The 23,205-nt window shown below is 70.4% G+C and carries 15 protein-coding genes; 11 read left to right on the top strand and 4 right to left on the bottom strand.

Annotated features, from left to right (window positions below):
• Positions 1–120: 120 nt before the first annotated feature.
• Positions 121–1,014: a hypothetical protein gene (locus ABZX85_RS18975; protein WP_355869397.1), complete on the bottom strand. Its 894-nt coding sequence runs from the start codon at positions 1,012–1,014 to the stop codon at positions 121–123.
• 348 nt (positions 1,015–1,362) lie between these two features.
• On the opposite strand from ABZX85_RS18975, the gene rplM reads away from it, so the two are divergent.
• The 3 genes from rplM to glmM all read left to right on the top strand — a co-directional run bounded on the left by rplM (position 1,363) and on the right by glmM (position 4,014).
• Positions 1,363–1,806, top strand: coding sequence for a 50S ribosomal protein L13 (gene rplM, locus ABZX85_RS18980; protein ID WP_055632362.1), 444 nt, complete (start codon positions 1,363–1,365; stop codon positions 1,804–1,806).
• A 47-nt stretch (positions 1,807–1,853) separates the two neighbouring features.
• Positions 1,854–2,387, top strand: a complete 534-nt coding sequence (gene rpsI / locus ABZX85_RS18985) for a 30S ribosomal protein S9 (protein WP_355869400.1) — start codon at positions 1,854–1,856, stop codon at positions 2,385–2,387.
• Between the two features lie 268 nt (positions 2,388–2,655).
• Positions 2,656–4,014 (top strand): phosphoglucosamine mutase, encoded by a 1,359-nt coding sequence (glmM, locus tag ABZX85_RS18990; protein WP_355869403.1) that lies wholly within the window; start codon positions 2,656–2,658, stop codon positions 4,012–4,014.
• Positions 4,015–4,402: 388 nt separating this feature from the next.
• Here the strand turns inward: glmM and ABZX85_RS18995 are convergent, their stop codons facing one another.
• The gene (locus tag ABZX85_RS18995; protein ID WP_355869406.1) at positions 4,403–5,338 is read right to left on the bottom strand and encodes a DUF389 domain-containing protein; all 936 of its coding nucleotides are present in this window, start codon (positions 5,336–5,338) and stop codon (positions 4,403–4,405) included.
• 9 nt (positions 5,339–5,347) lie between these two features.
• A complete protein-coding gene (gene coaA, locus ABZX85_RS19000; RefSeq protein ID WP_355869409.1) occupies positions 5,348–6,337 on the bottom strand; it encodes a type I pantothenate kinase in 990 nt (329 codons plus the stop codon).
• Positions 6,338–6,557: 220 nt separating this feature from the next.
• Between coaA and ABZX85_RS19005 the strand changes: the two genes are divergently transcribed.
• From ABZX85_RS19005 to ABZX85_RS19030, 6 genes are all read left to right on the top strand, one after another.
• A complete protein-coding gene (locus ABZX85_RS19005) occupies positions 6,558–7,679 on the top strand; it encodes a hypothetical protein (RefSeq protein ID WP_355869412.1) in 1,122 nt (373 codons plus the stop codon).
• Positions 7,680–7,885: 206 nt separating this feature from the next.
• The gene (locus ABZX85_RS19010; RefSeq protein WP_355869415.1) at positions 7,886–8,902 is read left to right on the top strand and encodes a hypothetical protein; all 1,017 of its coding nucleotides are present in this window, start codon (positions 7,886–7,888) and stop codon (positions 8,900–8,902) included.
• 353 nt (positions 8,903–9,255) lie between these two features.
• Complete coding sequence (locus ABZX85_RS19015) at positions 9,256–10,329, top strand: hypothetical protein (RefSeq protein ID WP_355869418.1); 1,074 nt, start codon at positions 9,256–9,258, stop codon at positions 10,327–10,329.
• Between the two features lie 273 nt (positions 10,330–10,602).
• A complete protein-coding gene (gene glmS / locus ABZX85_RS19020; RefSeq protein WP_355869421.1) occupies positions 10,603–12,450 on the top strand; it encodes a glutamine--fructose-6-phosphate transaminase (isomerizing) in 1,848 nt (615 codons plus the stop codon).
• Between the two features lie 59 nt (positions 12,451–12,509).
• Positions 12,510–13,187: a hypothetical protein gene (locus ABZX85_RS19025; RefSeq protein ID WP_355869424.1), complete on the top strand. Its 678-nt coding sequence runs from the start codon at positions 12,510–12,512 to the stop codon at positions 13,185–13,187.
• Entirely contained in the window at positions 13,184–13,846 is a 663-nt protein-coding gene (locus ABZX85_RS19030) for a Fic family protein (RefSeq protein ID WP_355869427.1), read from the top strand. Before ABZX85_RS19025 ends, ABZX85_RS19030 begins: the two co-directional genes overlap by 4 nt.
• A gap of 24 nt (positions 13,847–13,870) precedes the next feature.
• Here the strand turns inward: ABZX85_RS19030 and ABZX85_RS19035 are convergent, their stop codons facing one another.
• Positions 13,871–15,310 (bottom strand): NAD(P)H-hydrate dehydratase, encoded by a 1,440-nt coding sequence (locus ABZX85_RS19035; RefSeq protein WP_355869430.1) that lies wholly within the window; start codon positions 15,308–15,310, stop codon positions 13,871–13,873.
• Between the two features lie 334 nt (positions 15,311–15,644).
• Here ABZX85_RS19035 and ABZX85_RS19040 point away from each other — a divergent pair, with 334 nt between their 5' ends.
• Together ABZX85_RS19040 and ABZX85_RS19045 are read left to right on the top strand one after the other, a co-directional pair.
• A complete protein-coding gene (locus ABZX85_RS19040; protein WP_355869433.1) occupies positions 15,645–21,551 on the top strand; it encodes a hypothetical protein in 5,907 nt (1,968 codons plus the stop codon).
• A 203-nt stretch (positions 21,552–21,754) separates the two neighbouring features.
• On the top strand, positions 21,755–23,191 hold the full coding sequence (locus ABZX85_RS19045; RefSeq protein WP_355869436.1) for a hypothetical protein: 1,437 nt from the start codon (positions 21,755–21,757) through the stop codon (positions 23,189–23,191).
• Positions 23,192–23,205: the final 14 nt, after the last annotated feature.

Genomic DNA, 23,205 nt, shown 5'->3' on the forward strand with positions numbered 1-23,205 from the left:
GCCGCACGATACTCGCACAGGTATTTCACATGTGAAAATTTCATGAGCACGATTCTGTGAACGGAAACGCGAAAGCCGCCGTGGCCAAGGGAGTTGGCCACGGCGGCTCGGAATGAGGATTTACGATGCTTCGGCCGCCGCCGACGCCTGGGTCTCGCCACGGCGGTTGATCTGCTGGAACGCGAACTCCGCGAGGGCGTCGCCCGCCGTGAAGACGGCCGTGTCGGTCTTCGTGACGTTCTTGCCGTCGGTGAAGCCCGAGACCGTGAAGTAGGCGTACCGGCCGTAGGAGTTGGTCGTCGAACGGCAGATCGCGCCGTTGCAGAAGGAATTGATGCCGTTGCCGGTCAGCGGCTTCACGAAGCTCTTGTCGTCCGCGTCCTTCTTCGCCTTCAGCGCCTGCGCCTCGGTGTCGAAGACGGCCACGCCGACCGTCGTCGCGATGCCGTCCTTGACGTACGTCACACGCATCAGACGGGTGCAGCCGTTGTCCTTGAGGACCTTCGGCAGGGTGCCCTGGGAGGCGGTGTCGCAGGCGGTCGCGTCCGAGGACGGGCCCTTGCGGTACAGGCTGCCGTCGAGGGTGACCTGGGTGCCCGGGAAGAGGAGGTGCGGGCCGTTGGGCGCCGTGTCCTTCGCCTTGTCCGAGATGAACTCCTTCGGGTTCAGCGGCGGCGGGGCCGTCGTCGGCGCGAAGGAGGGGGCGCTGGAGGCGCTCGGCAGCGCGCCCGCGGGCAGCGAGGAGGTCGGCTTGTTCGCCGCCGTGCTCCCGCCGTTCGCCGAGACCACGGCCATCGCCACGGCCGTGCCCACGGCCAGCGTCGCCGCCGCGCCGCCGCCGATCAGGAAGATCCGCTTGCGCTTGTTACGGCTCTCCGACGCCTCCGCGAGCGCGGCCCAGTCGGGGCCGGTGCCGCTGCCGCCGCCGATGCCGCTCTCGCCGTTCCACGGCTGCTGGGAGTTCGGTTTCCACGGGTCCCACTGGGACTGGGGTCCCCCTTGCCCATAGCTCATGCGCCGCATCCTAGACGGGGCGACACACCGGTGGGGCGGCCTCGGCAAGCTTTGAAACCCGCTCGCCCGCAGATGTCGTGTTTGGGTGTGAGGCAGTTCCCAGCGGGCCGTCGCCGGTCGCCCGGGGAGGATCGTTTTGACCCGTCCGTGGGGCGGCGGGTACTCTGCCTAGTCGTTGTGTATCGGCTTCCTGGTGTCTATGTGGGAGGCCCTTACCTAGGTTCCCTGGAGCAGTTACCAGTGGGCGGCATACGGGCCTCGGTCCCGGCATATTTGCCGTCCCCAGCTGCACGATCGCTTCAGTGATGCCATGTGTCAGCACCCATCTCTGAAGAAGAAGGCTGAGAAGTGCGTACGTACAGCCCCAAGCCCGGCGATGTGACTCGCCAGTGGCACGTCATCGACGCTCAGGACGTTGTCCTGGGCCGTCTCGCCAGCACCGCCGCCTCCATCCTGCGCGGCAAGCACAAGCCGATCTACGCGCCCCACGTCGACACCGGTGACTTCGTCATCATCATCAACGCCGACAAGGTGCACCTCTCCGGCAACAAGCGGACCCAGAAGATGGCGTACCGCCACAGCGGTTACCCGGGTGGTCTGCGCTCCGTCCGCTACGACGAGCTGCTGGACAAGAACCCGGAGAAGGCCATCGAGAAGGCCGTCAAGGGGATGCTCCCGAAGAACACGCTGGGCCGTCAGATGCTCTCGAAGCTGAAGGTCTACAAGGGTGACCAGCACCCGCACGGCGCGCAGCAGCCGCAGCCGTTCGAGATCACCCAGGTCGCGCAGTAATCCCGGCCGCCTGACCTTTCACGTTCAAGAGAATCTGAGGAAACACCGTGGCTGAGACCACTGCCGAGCAGCCGCTCGACGACAACGACGTCGACATCGAGAACGTCGACATCGAGAGCTACACCACCGAGTCCGAGGTTCCGCTGGAGGGTGAGTACACCTCCGAGTCCCTCGCCGGCCGCTTCGGCGACCCCCAGCCGGCCGCCGGTCTGGGCCGTCGCAAGAACGCCATCGCCCGTGTCCGGATCGTCCCGGGCACCGGCAAGTGGAAGATCAACGGTCGCACCCTTGAGGACTACTTCCCCAACAAGGTGCACCAGCAGGAAGTCAACGAGCCCTTCAAGGTCCTTGAGCTCGAAGGCCGTTACGACGTCATCGCCCGTATCGCCGGTGGCGGTGTCTCCGGCCAGGCCGGTGCGCTGCGTCTCGGTGTCGCCCGTGCGCTGAACGAGGCCGACGTCGACAACAACCGCGGTGCGCTCAAGAAGGCGGGCTTCCTCCGCCGCGACGACCGCGCCGTCGAGCGCAAGAAGGCCGGTCTCAAGAAGGCCCGCAAGGCCCCGCAGTACAGCAAGCGCTAAAGCTCCGCTGGGGGCGCCGAATTCGTCTGCCGGTCCGTTGTGGCTGGTCGCGCTCGCGCGGCGGAAGCCGCAGATCGAATACAGTCCCGCGCCCCTGGAGGGTGGCAGCTTCGCTGCCTACCCTTCGCGCTTGTCCGAATGCCCCGGCGGCACGCCCGTGCTGTCGGGGCATTCGTTTATCGCTGCCTTGGGCGTATAACGGCACAAGACGCTCATAGGCTCATGTGATCGGATGATCTCCGTAAGTGACGCTTCCTCAGGAGGACAAGTGGGACGACTCTTCGGCACCGACGGCGTGCGTGGGGTGGCCAACGCGGATCTGACGGCCGAGATGGCGCTCGGTCTGTCGGTCGCGGCCGCTCATGTGCTCGCCGAGGCGGGTACGTTCGAGGGGCATCGGCCCACCGCCGTCGTCGGGCGGGACCCGCGGGCGTCCGGGGAGTTCCTTGAGGCCGCGGTCGTCGCGGGGCTCGCGAGTGCCGGGGTCGACGTGCTGAAGGTGGGCGTCCTGCCGACGCCCGCCGTGGCCTACCTCACGGGCGTTCTCGGCGCCGACCTCGGGGTCATGCTCTCCGCCAGCCACAACGCCATGCCCGACAACGGGGTCAAGTTCTTCGCCCGCGGCGGCCACAAGCTCGCGGACGATCTTGAGGACCGGATCGAGGCGGTGTACGAGTCCCACCGGCACGGGGAGCCCTGGGAGCGGCCCACCGGTGACGGGGTCGGGCGGGTGCGGTCGTACGACGAGGGGTTCGACCGGTACGTCGCCCATCTGATCGGCGTGCTGCCCAACCGGCTCGACGGGCTGAAGATCGTGCTGGACGAGGCGCACGGGGCCGCTGCGCGGGTGTCGCCGGAGGCGTTCTCGCGGGCCGGGGCCGAGGTCGTGACCATCGGTGCCGAGCCGGATGGGCTCAACATCAACGACGGGTACGGGTCGACGCACCTGTCCAAGATCAAGGCGGCGGTGCTCGCGCACGGGGCCGATTTCGGGATCGCGCACGACGGGGACGCGGACCGGTGCCTGGCCGTCGATCACACCGGGGAGGAGATCGACGGGGACCAGATTCTCGCCGTCCTCGCGCTGGACATGCGGGAGCGGGGCGTGCTGCGGGCCGACACCGTTGTCGCGACCGTCATGTCCAACCTGGGCTTCAAGCTGGCGCTGGAGCGGGAGGGGCTGTCCCTCGTGCAGACCGCCGTGGGGGACCGGTACGTGCTGGAGTCCATGAAGGAGCACGGGTACGCGCTCGGGGGGGAGCAGTCCGGGCACGTCATCATCCTCGACCACGCGACGACCGGGGACGGGACGCTCACCGGGCTCATGCTCGCCGCTCGCGTCGTCTCCAGCGGCAAGTCCCTGCGGGACCTCGCGGGTGTCATGCAGCGTCTGCCGCAGGTCCTGATCAACGTGCCCGACGTCGACCGGTCCCGGGTCTCCACCTCCGCGGAGCTGGCCGCCGCCGTCACCGAGGCGGAACGCGAACTGGGGGCCACGGGGAGGGTCCTCCTCCGCCCCTCCGGCACGGAACCGCTGGTCCGGGTGATGGTCGAGGCAGCGGATCAGGGGCAGGCCCAGTCTGTGGCGTCGCGGTTGGCCGACGCCGTGAAGTCCGCGCTGGGCTAAGCGCCGGGCGGTTCGGGGTGGGGGGGGTCTGCCGTGTTCGGGCCGCGGGCACGTCGTGGCTTGTCGCGCAGTTCCCCGCGCCCCTGAAGGACTGGGTGCTGTGTGGCTTTCGGCTGCGGGTTGTCGCGCTCGCGCGGTGGTAGCCGCCGCATATCGAGTACGGTCCCGCGTCCCTGAAGGACGGGGTGCTGCGCGGTTTTCGGCTGCGGGTTGTCGCGCCTGCGCGGTGGTAGCTGCATATCGAGTGCGGTCCCGCGTCCCTGAGGAGATGGGGTGCTGCGCGGCTTTTGGATGTGGGTTGTTGCGTCCGCACTTAACCACCGGGCAGTACCAAGTTTTTCAGGGGCGCGGGGAACTGCGCGAACGGCCACGGCGTGCCCGCAGGGGACTACTTTCCTGTGCTCACCCTTTGTCTTCTCCACAGCCACTTCTGTGCCAGCAGTGTTGCGACGCCGGCCAGGACGATGCCCAGGAGGTTGAGGAGGAGTTGGAGGGTGGAGCCCCAGGTTTGGCTGAGGTCGCCGTAGATGAGGGCTACTGCGGCGTTCGCGGCTGCGGGGACTGTGGTGACCGAGATGGCTACGCCGACCAGGGCGCCGGATTTCGCCGAGGTGAGGGAGAGGGTGCCGGCGGCTCCTGCGAGGAGGGCGACCACGAAGGAGAAGGCGTCCGGAGCGTAGACGAAGGCCGTGTTGGGGCGGGTGCCTTCGAGGTCGGACCGGTGGAAGAGGCCGGCCGCGTTCATGAGCCAGCTGAAGGCGACCGTCAGGATCATGGCCACGGCGAAGCCGACGAGGAGTGCGGTCAGGGCCCGGAGGGCCAGGCGGGGGACCTTGCGGACGATCGAGGTGGAGAGGGCGGCCAGCGGGCCGAACTCCGGGCCCACCGCCATCGCGCCCACGATCAGGATCGCGTTGTCGAGGACGACCCCGCAGGCCGCGATCATCGTCGCCAGCGTGAGGAAGGCGACGTAGGTCAGGGAGAGGGTCGACTCCTCGTGGGTCGCGTCGGTGAGGTGTTCCCACAGGACCGCGTCCGCGCCCTCGCCGGGGGCTTCGGCTTCCGCCTTGTCCGCGCGCAGGGACAGGGACAGGTCGATGTTCTCCACCGCGATCGAGCCCGTGCGGTCCAGGCCGAGCGCCTGGAGCGCCGTGAGGAGTTCGTCGCCGGCCTCGCGGGCGACGTCGCACATGACGACGTCGCCGGAGGGGTTGCGGGCGGCGCCGGGGAGGACGACGAGGTGGGTCGTGCCGACCGTCTTCTCGATGAGGCGGACGGCGTCCTCGGTCGTGTCCGGCGGGGTGATCAGGCGCAGGTGCAGCATGCGGGGCTTTCAGAGTTTGCGCAGATGGAGGCGTTGGACCTTGTGGTCGGGGCCCTTGCGGACGATCAGGGTCGCACGGCCCCGGGTGGGGGCGATGTTCTCCAGGAGGTTCGGCTTGTTGATCGTGCGCCACAGGGTGCGGGCGTAGTCGAGGGCCTCGGACTCCGACACCTGCGTGTACTTGCGGAAGTAGGAGTCCGGGTCCTGGAAGGCCGTCGCCCGGAGCTTGCGGAACCGGTTCAGGTACCAGCGCTCGATGTCGTCCGCGCCGGCGTCGACGTACACACTGAAGTCGAAGTAGTCCGCGAGACCGACCCGTGTACGGCCGTCCGTGCCGGGCAGGGCCGGCTGGAGGACGTTGAGGCCCTCGACGATGAGGATGTCGGGGCGGCGGACGCTGAGCTTCTCACCGGGGACGATGTCGTAGATGAGGTGGGAGTAGACGGGGGCCGTCACCTCGTCCTTGCCCGCCTTGATGTCCGCGACGAAACGGGTCAGCGCGCGGCGGTCGTACGACTCGGGGAAGCCCTTGCGGGACATCAGGCCCCGGGCCTCCAGCTCGCGGGTCGGCAGCAGGAAGCCGTCCGTCGTCACCAGCTCCACCCGGGGGTGCTCCGGCCAGCGGGACAGGAGGGCCTGGAGGAGCCGGGCGACCGTGGACTTGCCGACGGCGACCGAACCGGCGACCCCTATGACGAACGGCGTCCCGGACTGTGAGCCCCGTTCGCCGAGGAACGTGTTGAGGGCGCCGCGCAGGCCGTCCGTGGCGCCGACGTAGAGGTTGAGCAGGCGGGAGAGCGGGAGGTAGACGTCCCGCACCTCGTCCAGGTCGATGACGTCGCCGAGACCGCGCAGCTTCTCGACCTCCTCCGCCGTCAGGGGGAGGGGGGTCTTGTCGCGCAGGGCGCTCCACTCGGCGCGGGTGAGGTCGACGTAGGGAGTCGCCTCCGGCCTGTGCCGGTGGGCGCTCCGGGGGATCGGGGAGACCGGAGAGATCACAGTCCATTGTTAACGGAGTTTGAACGCGGCGGTTGGTGGGGTCCGTCACTCCGGTCCGTCACTCCGGTCCGCCACCCCGGTCCGGCACCCCGGGGTTTCCGGCGTACAACCCTTCCTGTGTGTCGGCTGTCCAACGGGTCACCTTCGGGCCTTATGGGAGATGAGGGGGCGCGTTATGCGTGGCGGGTCGGGAGTGGTGAGAGGGTGCGCGGTGGCGGCCGTGGCGTTGCTGGTGGGGGCCGCGGGGGTGACGGCGGCCGGTGCGCAGACGGCGTCGCCCTCGCCGTCCGTGTCGCCGCCCGCGCGGGCCGCCGTCGCGCCCGTGGACGTGCGGATGGCGATCGGTTTCCCGCCGGGGGACGTCGCTCCGGGGAGCCGGGTCTTCCTCACGGTGAAGGCGGCGATCGTCGGCGGGGCGCCGGAGAAGCTGACGGCGGTCGTCAAGGTGCCGGCCGGGATGCAGTACGTCTCCACCATGCTGGACCCGAACGAGACCAAGGAGTGCGCGAGCTCCGCGGACAAGCGGACCGTGACCTGTACGTCGCAGTACACGCCGGCGCGGGAGCTGTCGTACCGGTTGCAGATGATCGTCGACGAATCCCTGAAGCCGGGCACCGACCTCCCGCTCACCGCCACCGCGAGCACCGGTGACGAGCCGGACGCGACCCCGGCGGACAACACGGCCTCGACGGTCCTCCAGGTGCGTACCGGCGCCGACTTCGGCGTGAAGTGGTACACGCCGAAGACGTCCGTGAAGCCGGGGGAGTCGGTCACGACGAAGCTGGTCGTCACCAACCACTCCGACCGGACCTCGCGGGGGCCCGGGGGTGTCCTGATGAGGACCCTCACCAACGGCGTCTGGCCCTACGAGTACCCCGGCGATCCGTGCTGGGCCGAGAGCAACCAGTGGGTCTGCGAGTGGGAGGCGTTCGCCCCGGGGGAGAGCCGCACGTACGTCATGAAGTGGCGCGTCCCGAAGGAGTTCACCGCCGGGATGACGCTGCGGGCGTCGGCCGGGACCCTCTTCAGTGACCGCGACGACCCGGTTCCCGGCAACGACAAGGACGTGCTGGTCCTCAAGGTCGTCAAGGGGTCCGGCGGCACCGGGCCGACGCCGACGCCTACGCCTACGTCGACCGCGACGCCGACTCCGACGCCCACCGTCTCCGACTCCGCCTCGGCCTCCGCTCCCGCCCCCGTGCCGTCCGTGAACGGCGGTGGCGGGAACCTCGCGGCCACCGGTGCCGGGGTCGGGACCGAGGTGCTGGGTACGGCCGTGGGGCTGATCGTCCTCGGGGGCGGGATGTTCGTTCTCGTGCGGGCGCGGAGGCGGTTGCGGTGAGCGCCGGGTGGAGAGGCCGGGGGGTCGCGGTGGCCGCCGGGGTGGCCGCGTTGTCCCTGGTCGTGGGGCCGGTGGCGTGGGCTGAGCCGTCGGGTTCCCCCTCGCCCTCGCTCTCGCCGGCGCCGTCCGCCCCGGTGTCCGGGTCGCCCTCGTCGGCGCCGTCGGGACCGTCGTCCGAGTCCCCTTCGCCTTCTCCCTCCGCCTCCGTGCCGAAGGGCGGTGCCAAAGCGCGTGCCGGGATCGACGCGACGACCCGGATGTGGCCCGATCTCGGGACCGTCCGGGCCGGGGAGTCGTTCGGGATCTGGGCGATCGCGGAGAACATCTACGAGACGACGCCGACGCTCGCGCTGAAGTTCGTGCTGCCCGAAGGGGTGAAGTACGTCGGGAACCTGTCCGGCCAGACCAACGCGACGTGCGAGCCCGCCGGGGAGCGGACGCTGACCTGTCTCGCGGACGACGGGAACACGAAGCAGGTCATGGCGAAGATCGAGGTCAAGGCCGATGACGATCTGCCGCCGATGACGGACCTGACGTTCACCTCCGTCGCCGACATCGGGGACAGCGTCGACACCAACCCCGCGAACAACAGGACCGACTCGACGGTCACGGTCATGGTGAAGGCCGATGTCGGGGTGGAGTGGCGGATGGAGCCGGCCGGGCCGGTGGCCGCCGGGACGGCCGTCCGGACCGTGTTCACCGTGACCAACCACGGGCCCGGGTACTCCCGGAGCGGGACCGTGAAGTTCTACCCGGGGTTCGACTACTGGCCGGCCCAGATGCCGCCGTACCCGCCCTGCTGGGTCGATCCCGGGGTGATCGTCTGCGACTTCATCGGGGACATGGCTCCGGGGCAGACGCTGACGTACGCCTTCACCTGGAAGTTCCCCGCGAAGGCGGCGGGGACGACGTACCGGGTGCTGGGTGAGCTGTACACGCCCAGCCGGCATGACCCCGTCTCGGCCAACGACAAGGCCGAGGCGGTGTTCAGGATCGTCAAGGGGAGCGGGACGACGCCGTCCCCGACTCCGACACCTTCGTCCGGAGCCACGCCTTCCTCCTCGCCGACTCCTGTGCCCACGCCGTCCGGCGGCGGGCTCGCGGAGACCGGGGCCGGGGGAGTGGGGGCGGTGCTGTGGGGGGCGGTCGGTGCGGTGGTGCTGGGCGGGGGGCTCTTCGGGGCTGTGTGGGCCAGGGCGCGACGACGCGCGCTGGACGAGTGACGGATCAGGAGGGGCAGTAGATGTCCGTACGTGGGGGACGTGTCGCTGTGGCGGCGGGGGCGTCGGCGCTGGCGTTGTTCGCGGGGCCGGTGGCTTGGGCCGTGGGGGAGCCGGGGGGTGGGGAGGTGGCTGCGGCTGCGCCTGCGGCGGGGGCGGATACGGGGTCTGTGGTGGGGGCCGGGGACGGGGCGGGGGATGGGAACGCGCCCGCGCCTGCGCCGGATGCCGGGACTGATCCCGCGCCGGAGCCGGGGGCCGATCCTGCGCCGGGCGGTGGGTCTGATCCCGCGCCGGGCGGTGGGTCCGCGCCTGCGCCGGGTGGTGGGGCCGATCCCGTGCCGGGTGGTGGGTCCGTGCCCGCGCCCGGCGCCGAGCCGGGGGCGAAGCCCGTGCCCGTGCCCGTGCCCGTGCCCGGGAAGGGGAAGGGGACCGAGGCCGATCCCGAGCCGCTCGATGTCGAGGCGCGGTTGTATCCCGACTCGGACATCATCGCGCCCGGACGGCCGTTGCGGATCTGGGCGATCGCCGGTGTCGAGTCGGGGAGTCTGCCGAAGGCCGGCGCCACGCTGGCGCTGCCGCCCGGTGTCACGTTCGTCAAGAACATCGACGACGCGACCAACGGGCTCTGCAAGCCGGTCGCCGGCGGCCGGAGCCTCGACTGCCAGCCGAACGGCGGGGCCGGGGCGGTGTCCGCGTACGTCGAGCTCAAGGTCGGCGCGGATGTGCCGGTGGGCACGGAGCTGACGTTCACCAACACCGTGGACATCGGGGACGCCGTCGACAGCAAGCCGGAGAACAACGTCAAGTCGGTGAAGGTCACCGTCCGGACGCCCGCCGACCTCGGGATCGAGTGGACGACGGTGCCGAAGGGGCCGGTGAAGGTCGGCGAGGAGGTGGTGGCCGAGGCGACCGTCACCAACCACGGCCCCGGGGCCGCGCCGCTGGACGCGGTCAGCTTCTGGATGGACTTCGATTACTGGCCCGTCAAGACGCCCGGATATCCGCCGTGCTGGGCCGACCCGGGGGTCGTGATCTGTGACGTCTTCCGGGAGCTGGCTCCTGGCGAGACGCTGAAGTTCGCCTTCACCTGGAAGTTCCCGAAGAAGGCGGCGGGCAAGGAGCACCGGGTGCCGGCCGGCCTCTACTCGGCCAGCCCGCTGGACTCGAACCCGGCGAACGACAGGTCCGAGCTGGTCTTCAAGATCCAGAAGGCGACGACGTCCAGCCCGAGCCCGAGCCCCACGCCGACGGGCACACCCACCCCGAACCCCACCCCCTCCTCGGCCCCCTCACCGGCCGGCGGCGGCGGTGAACTCGCCGAGACGGGCGCGGGGTTGCCGGTGGCGGGGCTGTCGGCGGGCGCGGGGGCACTGGTCGTGGCCGGGGGCGCGCTCGTCGTACGACACCGCCGACGCCACTCCGTGTGACGGCACCCGCTTCCGCCTCATGGCGCGCACCCCGGCCGGCTCGTTGTCGGTCGGGGTGCGGTCGTGGTGCCGCCGGGGTTCGGCTGGGGCGGCCCGGGGGCGGTCGTGGTTCGGGCGAGGCCGGCCCGGTTGCGGCCGAGGTGCGGTCGGGGTGTGGTCGGGTCACCCCCTTCGGTAGACGCCCTCCGCCGGGAGGCGTAGTGCCGATCTGATTTCCGAATTCGGGCACGCTGGAGCCTGTTTCGGCGCCCGGACGGGCTTAGGCTGCCGCGCATGTGCGGAATCGTGGGATACGTGGGGTCTCAGTCGGCGCTGGACGTCGTGATGGCCGGGCTGAAGCGGCTGGAGTACCGGGGCTACGACTCGGCCGGGGTCGCGGTGCTCGCGGACGGCGGGCTCGCCGCCGCCAAGCGGGCCGGGAAGCTCGTCAACCTGGAGAAGGAACTGGTGCAGCGGCCGTTGCCGGCCGGCGGCACGGGGATCGGGCACACGCGCTGGGCCACGCACGGCGGCCCCACCGACGCGAACGCCCACCCGCACCTCGACAACGCCGGCCGCGTCGCCGTCGTCCACAACGGGATCATCGAGAACTTCGCCCTGCTGCGCGCCGAACTCGCCGAGCGCGGGCACACGTTGGGCTCCGAGACGGACACCGAGGTCGTCGCGCACCTGCTCGCCGAGGAGTTCTCGGTCTGCGCGGACCTCGCGGAGTCGATGCGGGCGGTCTGCCGCCGCCTGGAGGGCGCGTTCACGCTGGTCGCCGCGCACGCGGACGAGCCGGACGTCGTCGTCGGCGCCCGGCGCAACTCCCCGCTGGTCGTCGGGGTCGGCGAGGGGGAGGCGTTCCTCGCGTCGGACGTCGCCGCGTTCATCGCCCACACCCGCTCCGCGATCGAGCTGGGCCAGGACCAGGTCGTCGAGCTGCGCCGGGACGGGGTCACCGTCACCGGCTTCGACGGCGCCCCGGCGGACGTCCGCGCGTACCACGTCGACTGGGACGCCTCGGCGGCCGAGAAGGGCGGGTACGACTACTTCATGCTCAAGGAGATCGCCGAGCAGCCGAAGGCGGTCGCCGACACGCTGCTCGGCCGCATCGACGCGGCGGGGTCGTTGGTGCTCGACGAAGTCCGCATCTCCGCCGCCGAGTTGAGGGAGGTCGACAAGGTCGTCATCGTCGCCTGCGGGACCGCCTTCCACGCCGGGCTCATCGCGAAGTACGCGATCGAGCACTGGACGCGGATGCCGTGCGAGGTGGAGCTGGCGAGCGAGTTCCGCTACCGGGACCCGATCCTCGACGGGCGGTCGCTGGTCATCGCGATCTCCCAGTCCGGGGAGACCATGGACACGCTGATGGCGCTGCGGCACGCGCGGGAGCAGGGCTCCAAGGTGCTGGCCATCTGCAACACCAACGGCTCGACGATCCCCCGCGAGTCGGACGCCGTGCTGTACACCCACGCCGGGCCCGAGGTCGCCGTCGCCTCCACCAAGGCGTTCCTCACCCAGCTCGTCGCCTGCTACCTCGTCGCCCTCTACCTCGGGCAGGTGCGCGGGACGAAGTGGGGGGACGAGGTCCGGGCCGTCGTCCGGGATCTCGCGCAGATCTCCGGGGAGGTCGAGCGGGTACTGGAGACGATGGAGCCGGTGCGGGCGCTGGCCCGGTCGCTGGCCGACAAGAACACCGTCCTCTTCCTCGGACGGCACGTCGGCTATCCGGTCGCGCTGGAGGGGGCGCTCAAGCTCAAGGAGCTCGCCTACATGCACGCCGAGGGCTTCGCCGCCGGCGAGCTGAAGCACGGGCCCATCGCCCTCATCGAGGAGGACCTGCCCGTCGTCGTGGTCGTCCCCTCGCCCCGGGGCCGGTCCGTCCTCCACGACAAGATCGTCTCCAACATCCAGGAGATCCGGGCGCGGGGGGCCCGGACGATCGTCATCGCGGAGGAGGGCGACGACACCGTCGTCCCCTACGCCGACCACCTCATCCGCATCCCCGCCACCCCGACCCTCTTGCAGCCGCTGGTCGCGACAGTCCCGTTGCAGGTGTTCGCCTGCGAGCTGGCGACGGCCCGAGGCAACGAGGTGGACCAGCCTCGGAACCTGGCGAAGTCGGTGACGGTGGAGTAGCGACGTCCGCGCTCCATATTTGGTGGAGCCCGTACCGGTGGGCACGGCAGAGTGGACTGGTGAGCGAACTGTGGGCACGCACCTTGACCTGGGCGGAAGTCGATCCTTCGCGGCACCCGTTCGAGCTGGACGAGGACGCGGCGAAGACTCTGGCCGGTCTTGTCGCACCCTTGCTGCCCGGCCCCGAGGCCATCGAGGAGCTCTGGTGGCGCTCGATGGACCCCGTCACCGAACTCCTGGTGAACCGGTACGGCCGGTGGGCCTGCGGCTGGAACTGGTCGGCGGGTGAGGGCGACATCGACGGCGGGGTCGTCGACGTGTGGTGCTGTGCCAGAGACTCCGTGACGACGCCGGACGCGACCGCCCCCTTGGCCGTCGCGGCCCTGCTCGAATGGCGCGACTGGATCGAGGATCTGGCGGAGCGCTTCTCCGTCCTGACGCCGCCGTCGTACTCGGCGGGGTCTCTGTCCGCTGTGGACCCCTGGCACTGGGAGCGCGCGTGCACACGGCTCGTGACCGTTGTGGCCGACAGGACGCGGGCCGAGAGCGGCTGGTACGGACACTGCGAGCAGGTTCTCCGATGGTTCCTCGCCTACAACGGCATCGACGAGGAACGCGGCCGGGAGATCGTGGAGAACGCGGTCGGCGGTCTGTTCGGCAGCTGGATCGCACCGGACGTCGTACTGATCGACAAGGCGAGTTCGCGGTTCGCCCGGACCATGGACGGGAACCGGTGACGTCCGGCCCCGGCCGCCGTCCGGACGCCCTCGCCGACTGGCTGCGTGTCCGCACACAGATCTCCTGGCCGCAGTGGAACGGCACTCACCCCGAGGCGGGAGCACCGGCGTACGACGGCTTCCGGGACTTCTTCACCACCACACGCGGCAGCCGCGACGCCGAAGGGACTGAGCGGGTCCTGGCCGCCCTGGACCTGGCGCTCGCCGACGCGGCACAGGGCGGGCGGCTGGACTTCGCCCTCCTGGCAGGCTGGCAGCGGAGAGTCCTGGACCGGGCTTCCGTCCCTTTCCGCACCGTGCCGGCCTTCGCGAAGGCCGGGCGGGAACGCTACGGCCTGACACCCGGCACTCCGGCGTGTTTCGAACGCTGTCTCTCCGAGAGCGCCCAGCCTGACCTGCCCCTCCCCTCCCGAGCCGCCCGGGTCTACCTCGACATCCTGTTCTTCCATCCGTTCGAGGACGGCAATGCCCGCGCGGCCATGCTGGCACTGGCCTTCGTCCTCGCCCGCGAAGGTGTCCCGCTCGACCAGGTGCACCCCCTGCAAGCGACCCGCTGGGCCGACGACGCCGACGGCGCGGCCGATCTGGCCGTGCTGCTCGGCATCCTGATCACCGCGGCGGAGCGCCGCCGGTGGCACGGGCCGTCCGTCGGCGACTGATCGGGTCGGGCGGGGCGGAACGGTCTACGCGGGGTGTTCGCCCACGCTCCGCCACGCCCTCGGCAGTGCCTCCGCCACCCCGTACGCCGTCGCAGGGGCGCCCTCCGCTGCGAAGCGGCCTGCCAGGCCGTGGAGGTAGGCGCCCAGGCCGGCTGCGTCGAGGGGGGTGAGGCCGGAGGCGAGGAGGGAGCCGGTGAGGCCGGAGAGGACGTCGCCGCTGCCGGCGGTGGCGAGCCAGGGGGTGCCGGTGGGGTTGACGCGTACGGGGTCTGTCGAGTTGGCGATGAGGGTGGTGGAGCCCTTCAGGAGGACCGTTGCCGCGTAGCGGGACGCCAACTCCCGTACCGCTTGCAGGCGTTCGGACTCCACCTGGGCGCGGGAGACGCCCAGGAGGGCCGCCGCCTCGCCCGCGTGCGGGGTGAGGAGGGTGGGAGCCGTGCGGCGGCGGACGGCCTCCGGGTCGGCCAGGCGCAGGCCGTCCGCGTCGATCAGGACGGGGACGTCGTCCAGGGCCAGGACCTCCGCCACCGGGCCCGCGTCGTCGCCCGCGCCCGGGCCCACCACCCAGGACTGGACCCGGCCCGCCGCCCGCGGGCCGCCGTCCGAGACGAGGGTCTCCGGGAAGCGGGCGAGGACCGCGTCGCCGGCGGGGCCGACGTACCGGACGGCCCCCGCGCCGCCCCGCAGCGCGCCGGCCACGGCGAGGACGGCTGCGCCGGGGTAGCGGGCCGAGCCGGCGGCGATGCCGACAACTCCCCTGCGGTACTTGTCGCTTGACGCGCCGGGGGCGGGGAGCAGTGCCGCCACGTCCGCGTGCTGGAGGGCCTGGGCCTCGGGGGGTTCCGGGAGGGTCAGGCCGATGTCCACGAGGCGGACGACACCGGCGTGTTCCCTCGCCGGGTCGATCAGGAGGGCCGGTTTGTGGGTGCCGAACGTGACCGTCAGGTCGGCGTGCACGGCCGGGCCGTGGACCTCGCCGGTGTCCGCGTCTACCCCGCTGGGGAGGTCCACGGCGACGATGGGGGCGCCGTGTTGTTCCGCGAGGCGGACGACTCGGGCCGCGTCCTCTCTGAGGCCGCCTCTGCCGCCGATTCCTACGATGCCGTCGAGCACCAAGTCGGCGTGCTGGAGGGCCTGTTCGGCCCTGGTGGGGTCCGTGGTCCGGCCGCCGGCCCGGGTGAGGGCGGTCAGGGCCTCCCTGTGGACGCGGGTCGGGGAGAGGAGCACCGCCGTGACGCCGGCACCTCGTCTCGCCAGCCTCGCGCCCGCGTACAGGGCGTCGCCGCCGTTGTCTCCGCTGCCGATGAGGAGGACGACCCTTCTGCCGTACACCTTCCCCAGCAACTCCGCACAGGCCGCGGCCAGTCCGGCCGCCGCACGTTGCATCAGGGCGCCTTCGGGGAGGGTGGCCATGAGGGTGGCTTCGGCTTGGCGGACGGTGGTTACGCGGTGGGCGGTACGCATGGGTTAAGTCTGCAACGGGGGAGGGGGGTGGTGCCGGGAAGGGGCTGGTCGCGTCCACATGTCCCGTCACCTGTGGTGGACACACCAACACCGTTGGGCGAACGGCCAGCGGGAGGACCAACTGAGAGAGTCTGGCATGCAAAAGGCGTGGCAACTCCGAGAGTGCGCATTCTGAGCTGACGAGTGCTCATTTGCCCGCGTTCTCTGATAAGACTGCTGCACATCACGCTTATCGGTACGCAGCCGGACCGGAGTGACCCACGGGGGGTGGGTCCGTGAGGCTGTCGGCCTGCCGGCCACGAACTGAGTACCGGGGACGCAAGGGGGCTGGGCGATGCATTCCGTTTCTGAGTTCCGACAGTGGCTGGTGGTGAGGCCGCAGTTGGTGTTGCGGATGATGCGCCATGTGGAGAAGGTTCACAGCCCGGTTTTTCTGAACTACCCCGGTGCGCCCGCCCCCGCCGCCCGTCGGCGGCAGGCGGGCGCACGGCTCTGGATCAGCCGGGTGCCGGAGGAAATTCTGCGCCTCCTGAGCCACTGCGGCCTGAGTGTCGGCTGTTCACAACTCGTGGAGCTGGGCCAGGAGGAATTCCTCGAGGACCCGGATCTGGATCAACTCGTCCGGATGCTGGAGATGCTGCCGCCCGAACTCGCGCAACTGGTCCTGTACGGGTTGACGTGTGCGACGCACTTGCCCACTCACCGGTTCACGGAGAGCCATGGTGAGGAACTCCGGAGGGCGGTGGCCCTGGAGGGGGAACCGGCGGCGGCCGACATCTGGGAGCGCCCCTCGTGCGCCCCGGCAATGTGGGGCAGCGAGAAGACGGAGGGCGCGGCGGTCGGCGTGGACGCCGACTCCACGGCGGAGGCTCAGGCGCCGACCCCTGACGTCCTGTCGCTGCGAACCACCAGGCTTCGCGAGGAAGCCGCCGAACTCGTGGACCGGCTGGAGATGGTCGGCTCTGCGATCAGAGACGGACGGCAGCCTGCCGGATACGAGTCCGTGCTGAGCGCCGTGACGTCCTGGGTGCGGGAACGGCAGTGCCTTGCCGAGGCTTTCGCGGAGGCGGTGCCAGGAGTGGCCGACGACTCGGAGCCCTCCGACCCCTGGGGTCCGGACGCCGGCTGGGGCGAGGCCGCGGCGGTGACCGAGCGGCTTCGTGAGGAAGAATACGAACGGGAACGGATCGCCGAGGAGATCGCCGAGGTCGTGCAGGCACGCGACGAGGCGGTTGGCCTGCTCGAACAGGCTGTCAGCGATCTGATGCGGCAGAACCTCGTCTACCAGGTCGAGCAGTTCGAGCAGAAGCTCCGTGAACTCCGAGGTGAACCGGAGACCGGCACTACAGTGTCCGAGGCGGAGAGCGACTTTGCGGCGAGCGCCGGTACGGACCGTGTCCCCCCGGATCACGGAGAGAGTGGCGCGACGGACCCCGGCCCGGCCACCGATGACGAGATCCCCGTCCCAGAGGGCGAAACCGCTCCTCACGGCGCGAACGACGAGGTACGCGGACAAGACGACACGCCTGCGTCTCAGAACGCGGGGACCGAGGACTCACCCGGCAGCGTGAACACCCCGAAGCCGGTTGAGGCAGCGACGACGGTCGTCCTCCCCGGCCCCGAGGCCGTCGACCGACCCGAGGCGGCACCTCAGGACGTCGGCGCTGCCCGAGTCCGGCGGGAGCCCACCTCCTCGGACCGAGGCGAACACCAGGACGACGGGACTCGAGTCGGTGACAACCGCCGTGAGGTCACCGTCCCCGCCACCTTCCTCCCCTCCGCGCCGCCCCGCACCCAGCCAGACGCCGGCGAGGCGAACCCCGCGTCGGCCGACGGTTGGGCCGGAGTCGAGGCCACCTTGGAAGCCCTGGTGACCGACGGCCGACTGGCTGAGGCGTACTGGGTGAGCCGTGCCGCGCGAGTGTCGGAATACCGCACGCGAGCCCTCGCCTTCGCGGACGCCGCGTTCCACGATTCGCCCGCATCGGCCTCCGACCTCCAGGTGAAGGCCGAGGAGTACCTGGACGCCGTCACGCGAGGCCGTCCCTTGGAGGAGGACCGCGACGCCCACTTCATGGTGGTGACGGCAGCTGTCCGCAGCGGTATCTCGGCCCACTGGGCGAGCAGCGCCCTCACCGGCGACCACACGTCCGTCCCTGGCCTTCCGGACCCTTGGGCAAAAGCTCTCGAAGGCTTGGTGCTCGCCGTCCGCAAGGGCGCGGAGATCACTCCGGGAGGTCTGCGCGTCGGCGCCGCAGCCGCCGAGGCCAACCGGTTCGAGAAGATCGCCGAGCAGGCCCGCCAGCTCGCGGTAGACCTGCCACAGCGGAAGATCCGTTACCAGCGGGCTACGGTCGTCCTACAGACGCTGGCCGGGCCCGACGGGGTACTCGGCGCGACCCTGCATGCCATCGAGGAGTGGGCCGACAAGGGCGGCAAGTCCGGGGCGGAGAAACTGTCCAGGCTGATGGATGAGCACTTCCGGCGCATCGATGCCGCGGATCGACTGATCGACGACACCGACAGGGTCAAGCGCACCACCAAGCAGGCCAAGAACGACATCCACTCCGGTGCCCGCCTCCAGCTCCGCGCGCACATCAAGAGTGTCCAGGATCTCCTGATCGCGGCCCTGCGCGCCGCCGAGGCACCGACGGCTTCGGGCAGCGGCGCCATCGGCCCCGAATTGCCGGCGGCCCTTGAGGCCGCCAGGGCGGCGGGGCGGCCCCCGGGAGTGGGCGGCGCGCTGTTCGACCTGCTGGTGCGCTGGCTCGACCGCTCCTACACACCCGGGCCCAGGGACGAGGACGTCCGGTTCCCGCCGCCCGCGGACGCGCTGCTGACGCTGCCGGGCCTGCCCTGGCACTCGGAGCACGGCAGGTACCTGCCCAACGTCGCCGCCCCGGAGGCGTTCGCCGTGCTCGCGGACATACTGCGCCCGCACGACCCGGCGGGCGCCTTCGCCTGGCACCGCGCCCACGGTGACCTGCACCTCGCCGAGCGGCTGCTGAACCGGATCTCCGCGGGTGAGGTGCCCGGCGTCGAACTCACGGCAGTCCAGTTCACCGAGCAGCGGCAGGCGCTCTCCGATGCGGCCGGCCAGTGGCAGGACCGGTGCACCAAGGAGCACCGCAGCGCCCAACTGGCACTGGCCCGGGTCCGCGCTCAGAATCTGCTGACTCACGAGGTGGAGCGCCAGTTCACCGGCCGTCTGCTGGACCTGGAGGGCGAGGTCCATGGCGGAAGTTTCGGGGAGCGTCTGCGCGCCGTCGAACAGGTCGCCGAGGACCTGCACCGCTTGGAACGGGAGCGCGGCGACGACCTGCGCCACCAACTCGGGCAGGTGCGGCTGACGGAGCAGGACGCGAGCCGGATTCGGGACCTCCTAGACCGCGGTGAGACGGTCGCGGCGGAGGAACTCCTGACGTTCGCCCGGCAGGGCCGGCCCCTGCCGGAAGCGGCCGAGCCGGCCGGAGAGGTCCTCTCCCGTTTCCTGACGGGCGTCGGCCACCCCGAGGCACCCCGGCCCGACTCGTCCGGCGGCAGCGCCCGCTGGTGGGCGGACCACTACGCCTCGGGTGAGGCACTGGTGCGTAACGCCGTCTCCGGCCTCGACGCCTGGGATCTGCTGGGGCAGTCCAGGGAAGCCGGGAAGGTCGGCAAGGCGGTGGTCAGCGTGTTGCGGCTGCTGGGTCTGAGCGCTTCCCCGCCGAATGTGGAAGAGGCCAAGTGGGGCGTCACCCGGCTGAGCGTGCGGGCCGACATCACGGAGAGCACGCCCGGTTACGTCGCCGCCCTCGGTTCGTACGCCCGCCGCACCTACAAAGTCGTCGTCATCACCGACGAGTTGCGGGGTGAGGGCCCACTACGCCACCTGCCGGCATCGGCCATCGAAGCCAACATCATTCTGTACACGCAGCCGCTGGGCGTCGAAGGCCGTTGCGCCCTCGCCCGGGAGTCGCGGGGCCGGAGCCACCAGGCGCTGGTCGTCGACCCGGCCGTGGTCGGCTGGGTGGCCGCGCACGCGCCGCGTTCCTTCCGCGCCGTCCAGCAGGTGACCCTGCCGTGGACGGGCTACACCCCGTACACCCCGCATGTCGCGGGCCTGGTGCCGCCCGAGGTGTTCAAGGGCCGCACCGACGAGATGCGCGCCGTCCTCGATCCGCAAGGGCCGATCTTCCTCTTCGGGGGACGCCAGCTCGGCAAGTCGTCCCTGCTCAGGCAGGCCGTCGAGGTGTTCCAGAAAGACGACGGGGACAATCGGGTCGCGGTGTACATCGATCTGATGAGGGGCGATATCGGGCACGCGGAGCCGCCGGAGGGCATCTGGCGGATGCTGCTGACCGAGCTGAAGAGGCGAGGCGTGATCAGCGAGAGCGTCGCCGATCGCGCACCGGGCAATGTGATCGCGAACGAGGTCCAGCAATGGATCGAGGAGCGGCCCGAGCGCCGTCTGCTGCTGCTCGCCGACGAGGCCGACGCCTTTCTCACGGCGGACGCCCAAGCCGTCTACACCGGCGGCGGTCAGTCCACGTTCCCCACGGTGAAGCGACTTCAGCGGCTGATGGAGGACACCGGGCGCGACTTCAAGGTCGTGTTCGCCGGTCTCCATCAGGTCCAGCGCTTCAACCGGCTGATCAACGTGGTCACCGCACACGGTGGCCGTGATGTGCCGGTCGGCCCGCTGAAGCCGCAGGACGCGGTGGAGTTGGTGGAGGAGCCCATGGCGGCGGTGGGCCTCACCTTCGAGGCCCGTGACCTCGTCTGGCACATTCTCGGCCTGACCAACTACCAGGCCAACCTGTTGCAGATCTTCTGCGACCGTCTGGTCGCCTACATGCAGCAGCGCTCCATGCCCGCCGACGGCCGACACGCTCCGATCACCTGGGAGGACGTCCAGCAGGTGGCGGGCATGGAGGAGGTCCGAGGGCTGATCGCGGAGCGCCTTCGCTACACGATCAACCTGGAGGACCGCTACCGCGTCCTTGCCCTTCTGATCGCTCTGCGCAGCTTGGAACAGGGGCACGGGCACGGGTACCGGCCCGCCGAGCTGCTTGAGCGTGCCCACGAGCGCTGGCCGGACGGATTCCCGCTCAACTCCGAGCGGCAGCTGACCATTTACCTGGAAGAGATGGTCAACCTGGGCCTGCTGATCAGGCTTCCCGGGGACGAACGCGTCTATGCCATGCGCAGCCCCAACGTGGTCAACATGCTCGGCACTCAGGCCGAGTTGGAGAACGAGCTGCGCGACACCCAGTTCGACCTGCCCTATGACTACAACCCGAGCGTCGCCCGTCGTTCTCTGGGGACCGACCGGCGGAACCAGGTGCAGCGCATGAGTCCGTTGACCGACGGGCAGCTGAGCGACATCCTTACCCATCCGAACCGCACCACGCTGGTGCCCTCCACCTCGGCACTCAGCGCCGACCTGGTGCAGCGCGGCATCCAGCTCCACATCGACGGCCACGGCCTGGCCGTCGTGAGTATCGGACCGGACGACGACCTGACCGAGTTCATCACGGCCAACTCTCGCCGCAAGAGCGGCTCACGGTTGCTCTTCGTCGACCTAAGAGGCCAGGACACGGCCCGGCTGCAGGAGGCCACGGACCGGCTCCTGGACCACACCCGAATCACCCAGCCCCGCTCCGACAACTCGTCGTCCGTGCCCCGCCGTCACGCCGTCGTCCTGTGTGACCCGGACGCCGCCGCAGGGGTGGTGTCAGTCGCTGGGCTGGTGCGCCCTGAACGATGGACGGTGGACAGTGTGCGTGCTTGGTCCGAGTCGCCCTTCGGTTCCCCGCGTGAGAGGCGCAGCCTGATCGAGGTGACCGGCGGCTGGCCGACGCTGGTGGAACTGGCTATGCACAAGGTCCGTTCCGGCATGCGTCAGCAGGAGGTGTTCGACGAACTGCGTGCCGAGATGGCCGTACCGGAGCGTGCCAAGGCCCACCTGGAACTGGCGGGGCTGAACTCCGACGACGTCGGCAGGCTCGCCGCCTGGGCGCAGTTCTACACCGAGGAGGAGCACCGCGCCGGGCTCGCCGTCGCCGCCGCGGGCGATCTTCAGGCCGCCTTCCACGAGGCACGTCTGTACGCCGAGAGCGACGCCGAGGACACGCTGCCCGCGGTGGAGCGGTTCCTGGTTCGCCTCGACCTTCTCGGCGTCCTCGACGTCATGGACAAGGGCGAGACCCTCGACCAGGTCACCTTCCGGTCGATCAAGGCGATCGGCGGCGACCTGTGACTGCCGGTCTGCGGGGCGGAAACGAGCTGGGCGGGGCGTACGGCCCACAGGCGGCGCAGGCGCGGGAGAGCCGGGCCGCTGTCCTCGTCCCGCTCGTTTCCGAGCGAGACCTGGTACGTCTTCCCGGCCCGCGCTGTCACCTGGACCGGTTGGAGAGGGACTTGAGAGCCGGCCGCAGCTGCGTCTGGTACCTCCCGGACCCGATGGTCGACTCCGGCCGGGCGGAACTGTTCCTGAGGGAACTGTACGACCGGTTCGAGGAACGCATACCGGTGCCGGGCACGACCCCCTCGCTCGCTGACAGTGTCGATGACCATGGAGGCGCCGACGCTATTCCGCCCCAGTCCGCCGCCGTGCCTGCACCGGACACGGCAGTCGCAGAGACGAACAGTCATTTCGCGCTTTGGCACGATGACGACGGCTTCGACGCCGCAGACCCTTATGGAGCGATGCTGGGTTCGCTGGTCGCCGCCCCGGCCGGACCCCTCCCTCCCTCGGATCATCGCGGCCAAGCCCTGGGTGGCGCGACGCTCACCTCGATGTCGCTCGGCGAACGCTTGGCCAAGGAACTCGGTGTCACCGGCGACCCGTTGAACGAGCTGATCAGGCGGGCGGACCGGCTCCGGCACGACTTTCCCGGCGATGAGGGTCCGGAGGGCGATGCCCTACCAGGCGCACCACCGCTGATCGTGGTGCGTGGCTGGGACGAGGACGCACCCGAGGAGACGGGCCGACTGGTCCGTACCGCCCATGCCACTTTCCGAGACGCGGGCTTCGAGGTGGGACACCGCCCCCGCTTCCTCGTCGCCGCCCGCATGAGCGACCTGCCCAGCAACGCCTTCGGTGTCGGCCCGAGCCACGACTACGTCACCCTGCATTGGTGGTGGCGGGTGTGGACCCGCCTCGACAGCGAGGTCCTGCTCGCGTGGCGGCCTCGCCCGAACGCGGGGGCCGCTGAGGCACTGCTCCACCGAGTGACCGACGCTGTCGTCGCCGAGGTCTGCGGCCCTGACATCGACAGCGCACTTGCCCTCCGGGAAATCTGGAAGGGCGGCGATCTGGACTCCCTGCGCCGCGCGCTGGCCGACATTCTCCCCGGCGAGGCGACAGCCCTGGACCGGACCTGGACCCGTCGCATATCCACTGCCCACGCCTCTGCACCCTCAGCAGAGCTACGCGACGCTTGGTCGACGGGCACCGTCGACAGCTGGGACGGCCATGTCCGTCCTGTCCTCGGGCACCACCTTCTCGACCCTGACTCCACGGAGCTGCGTACCCTCGTCTGTCACGCCCAGAACCGCGTCCTGCTGCCCTTGGTGAACGAGGCCCGGGTCGCCTTCATCGAACTGGTACCCGCGCTCCTGCGCAAAGGGATCGACCTCGACTACTTCCGCGAGCAGGCTCGCTCCCAGTACCAGGTGAACAAGCAACTTCCCGCCGCCCCACTGGTCGAGCTGGAGGTGGCCGACCTCCAGCGCGCCTCCCGCCTCCTGGCCCTCACCAGCGAGCAGCGAAGCCGTCTGGACATCCTCTGCGATGCCCGCAACTTCCTCTCCCATCTCAAGCCACTGGCCCATCGACAGCTCACGGACGTGGCTCAGGCGCTGATCAGGGACTGGGTCGCGGACGACGCGGAGTGAGAGATCTCCGGGAG

The organism is Streptomyces sp. NPDC004539 (assembly GCF_040610055.1).
Taxonomy (GTDB): domain Bacteria; phylum Actinomycetota; class Actinomycetes; order Streptomycetales; family Streptomycetaceae; genus Streptomyces.

Coding starts and splice junctions, on each gene's coding strand:
- ABZX85_RS18975 (WP_355869397.1), bottom strand. CDS start 1,014: ATGAGCTATGGGCAAGGGGGACCCCAGTCCCAGTGGGACCCGTGGAAA.
- ABZX85_RS18995 (WP_355869406.1), bottom strand. CDS start 5,338: ATGCTGCACCTGCGCCTGATCACCCCGCCGGACACGACCGAGGACGCC.
- glmS (WP_355869421.1), top strand. CDS start 10,603: ATGTGCGGAATCGTGGGATACGTGGGGTCTCAGTCGGCGCTGGACGTC.
- ABZX85_RS19035 (WP_355869430.1), bottom strand. CDS start 15,310: ATGCGTACCGCCCACCGCGTAACCACCGTCCGCCAAGCCGAAGCCACC.
- ABZX85_RS19040 (WP_355869433.1), top strand. CDS start 15,645: ATGCATTCCGTTTCTGAGTTCCGACAGTGGCTGGTGGTGAGGCCGCAG.
- ABZX85_RS19045 (WP_355869436.1), top strand. CDS start 21,755: ATGGTCGACTCCGGCCGGGCGGAACTGTTCCTGAGGGAACTGTACGAC.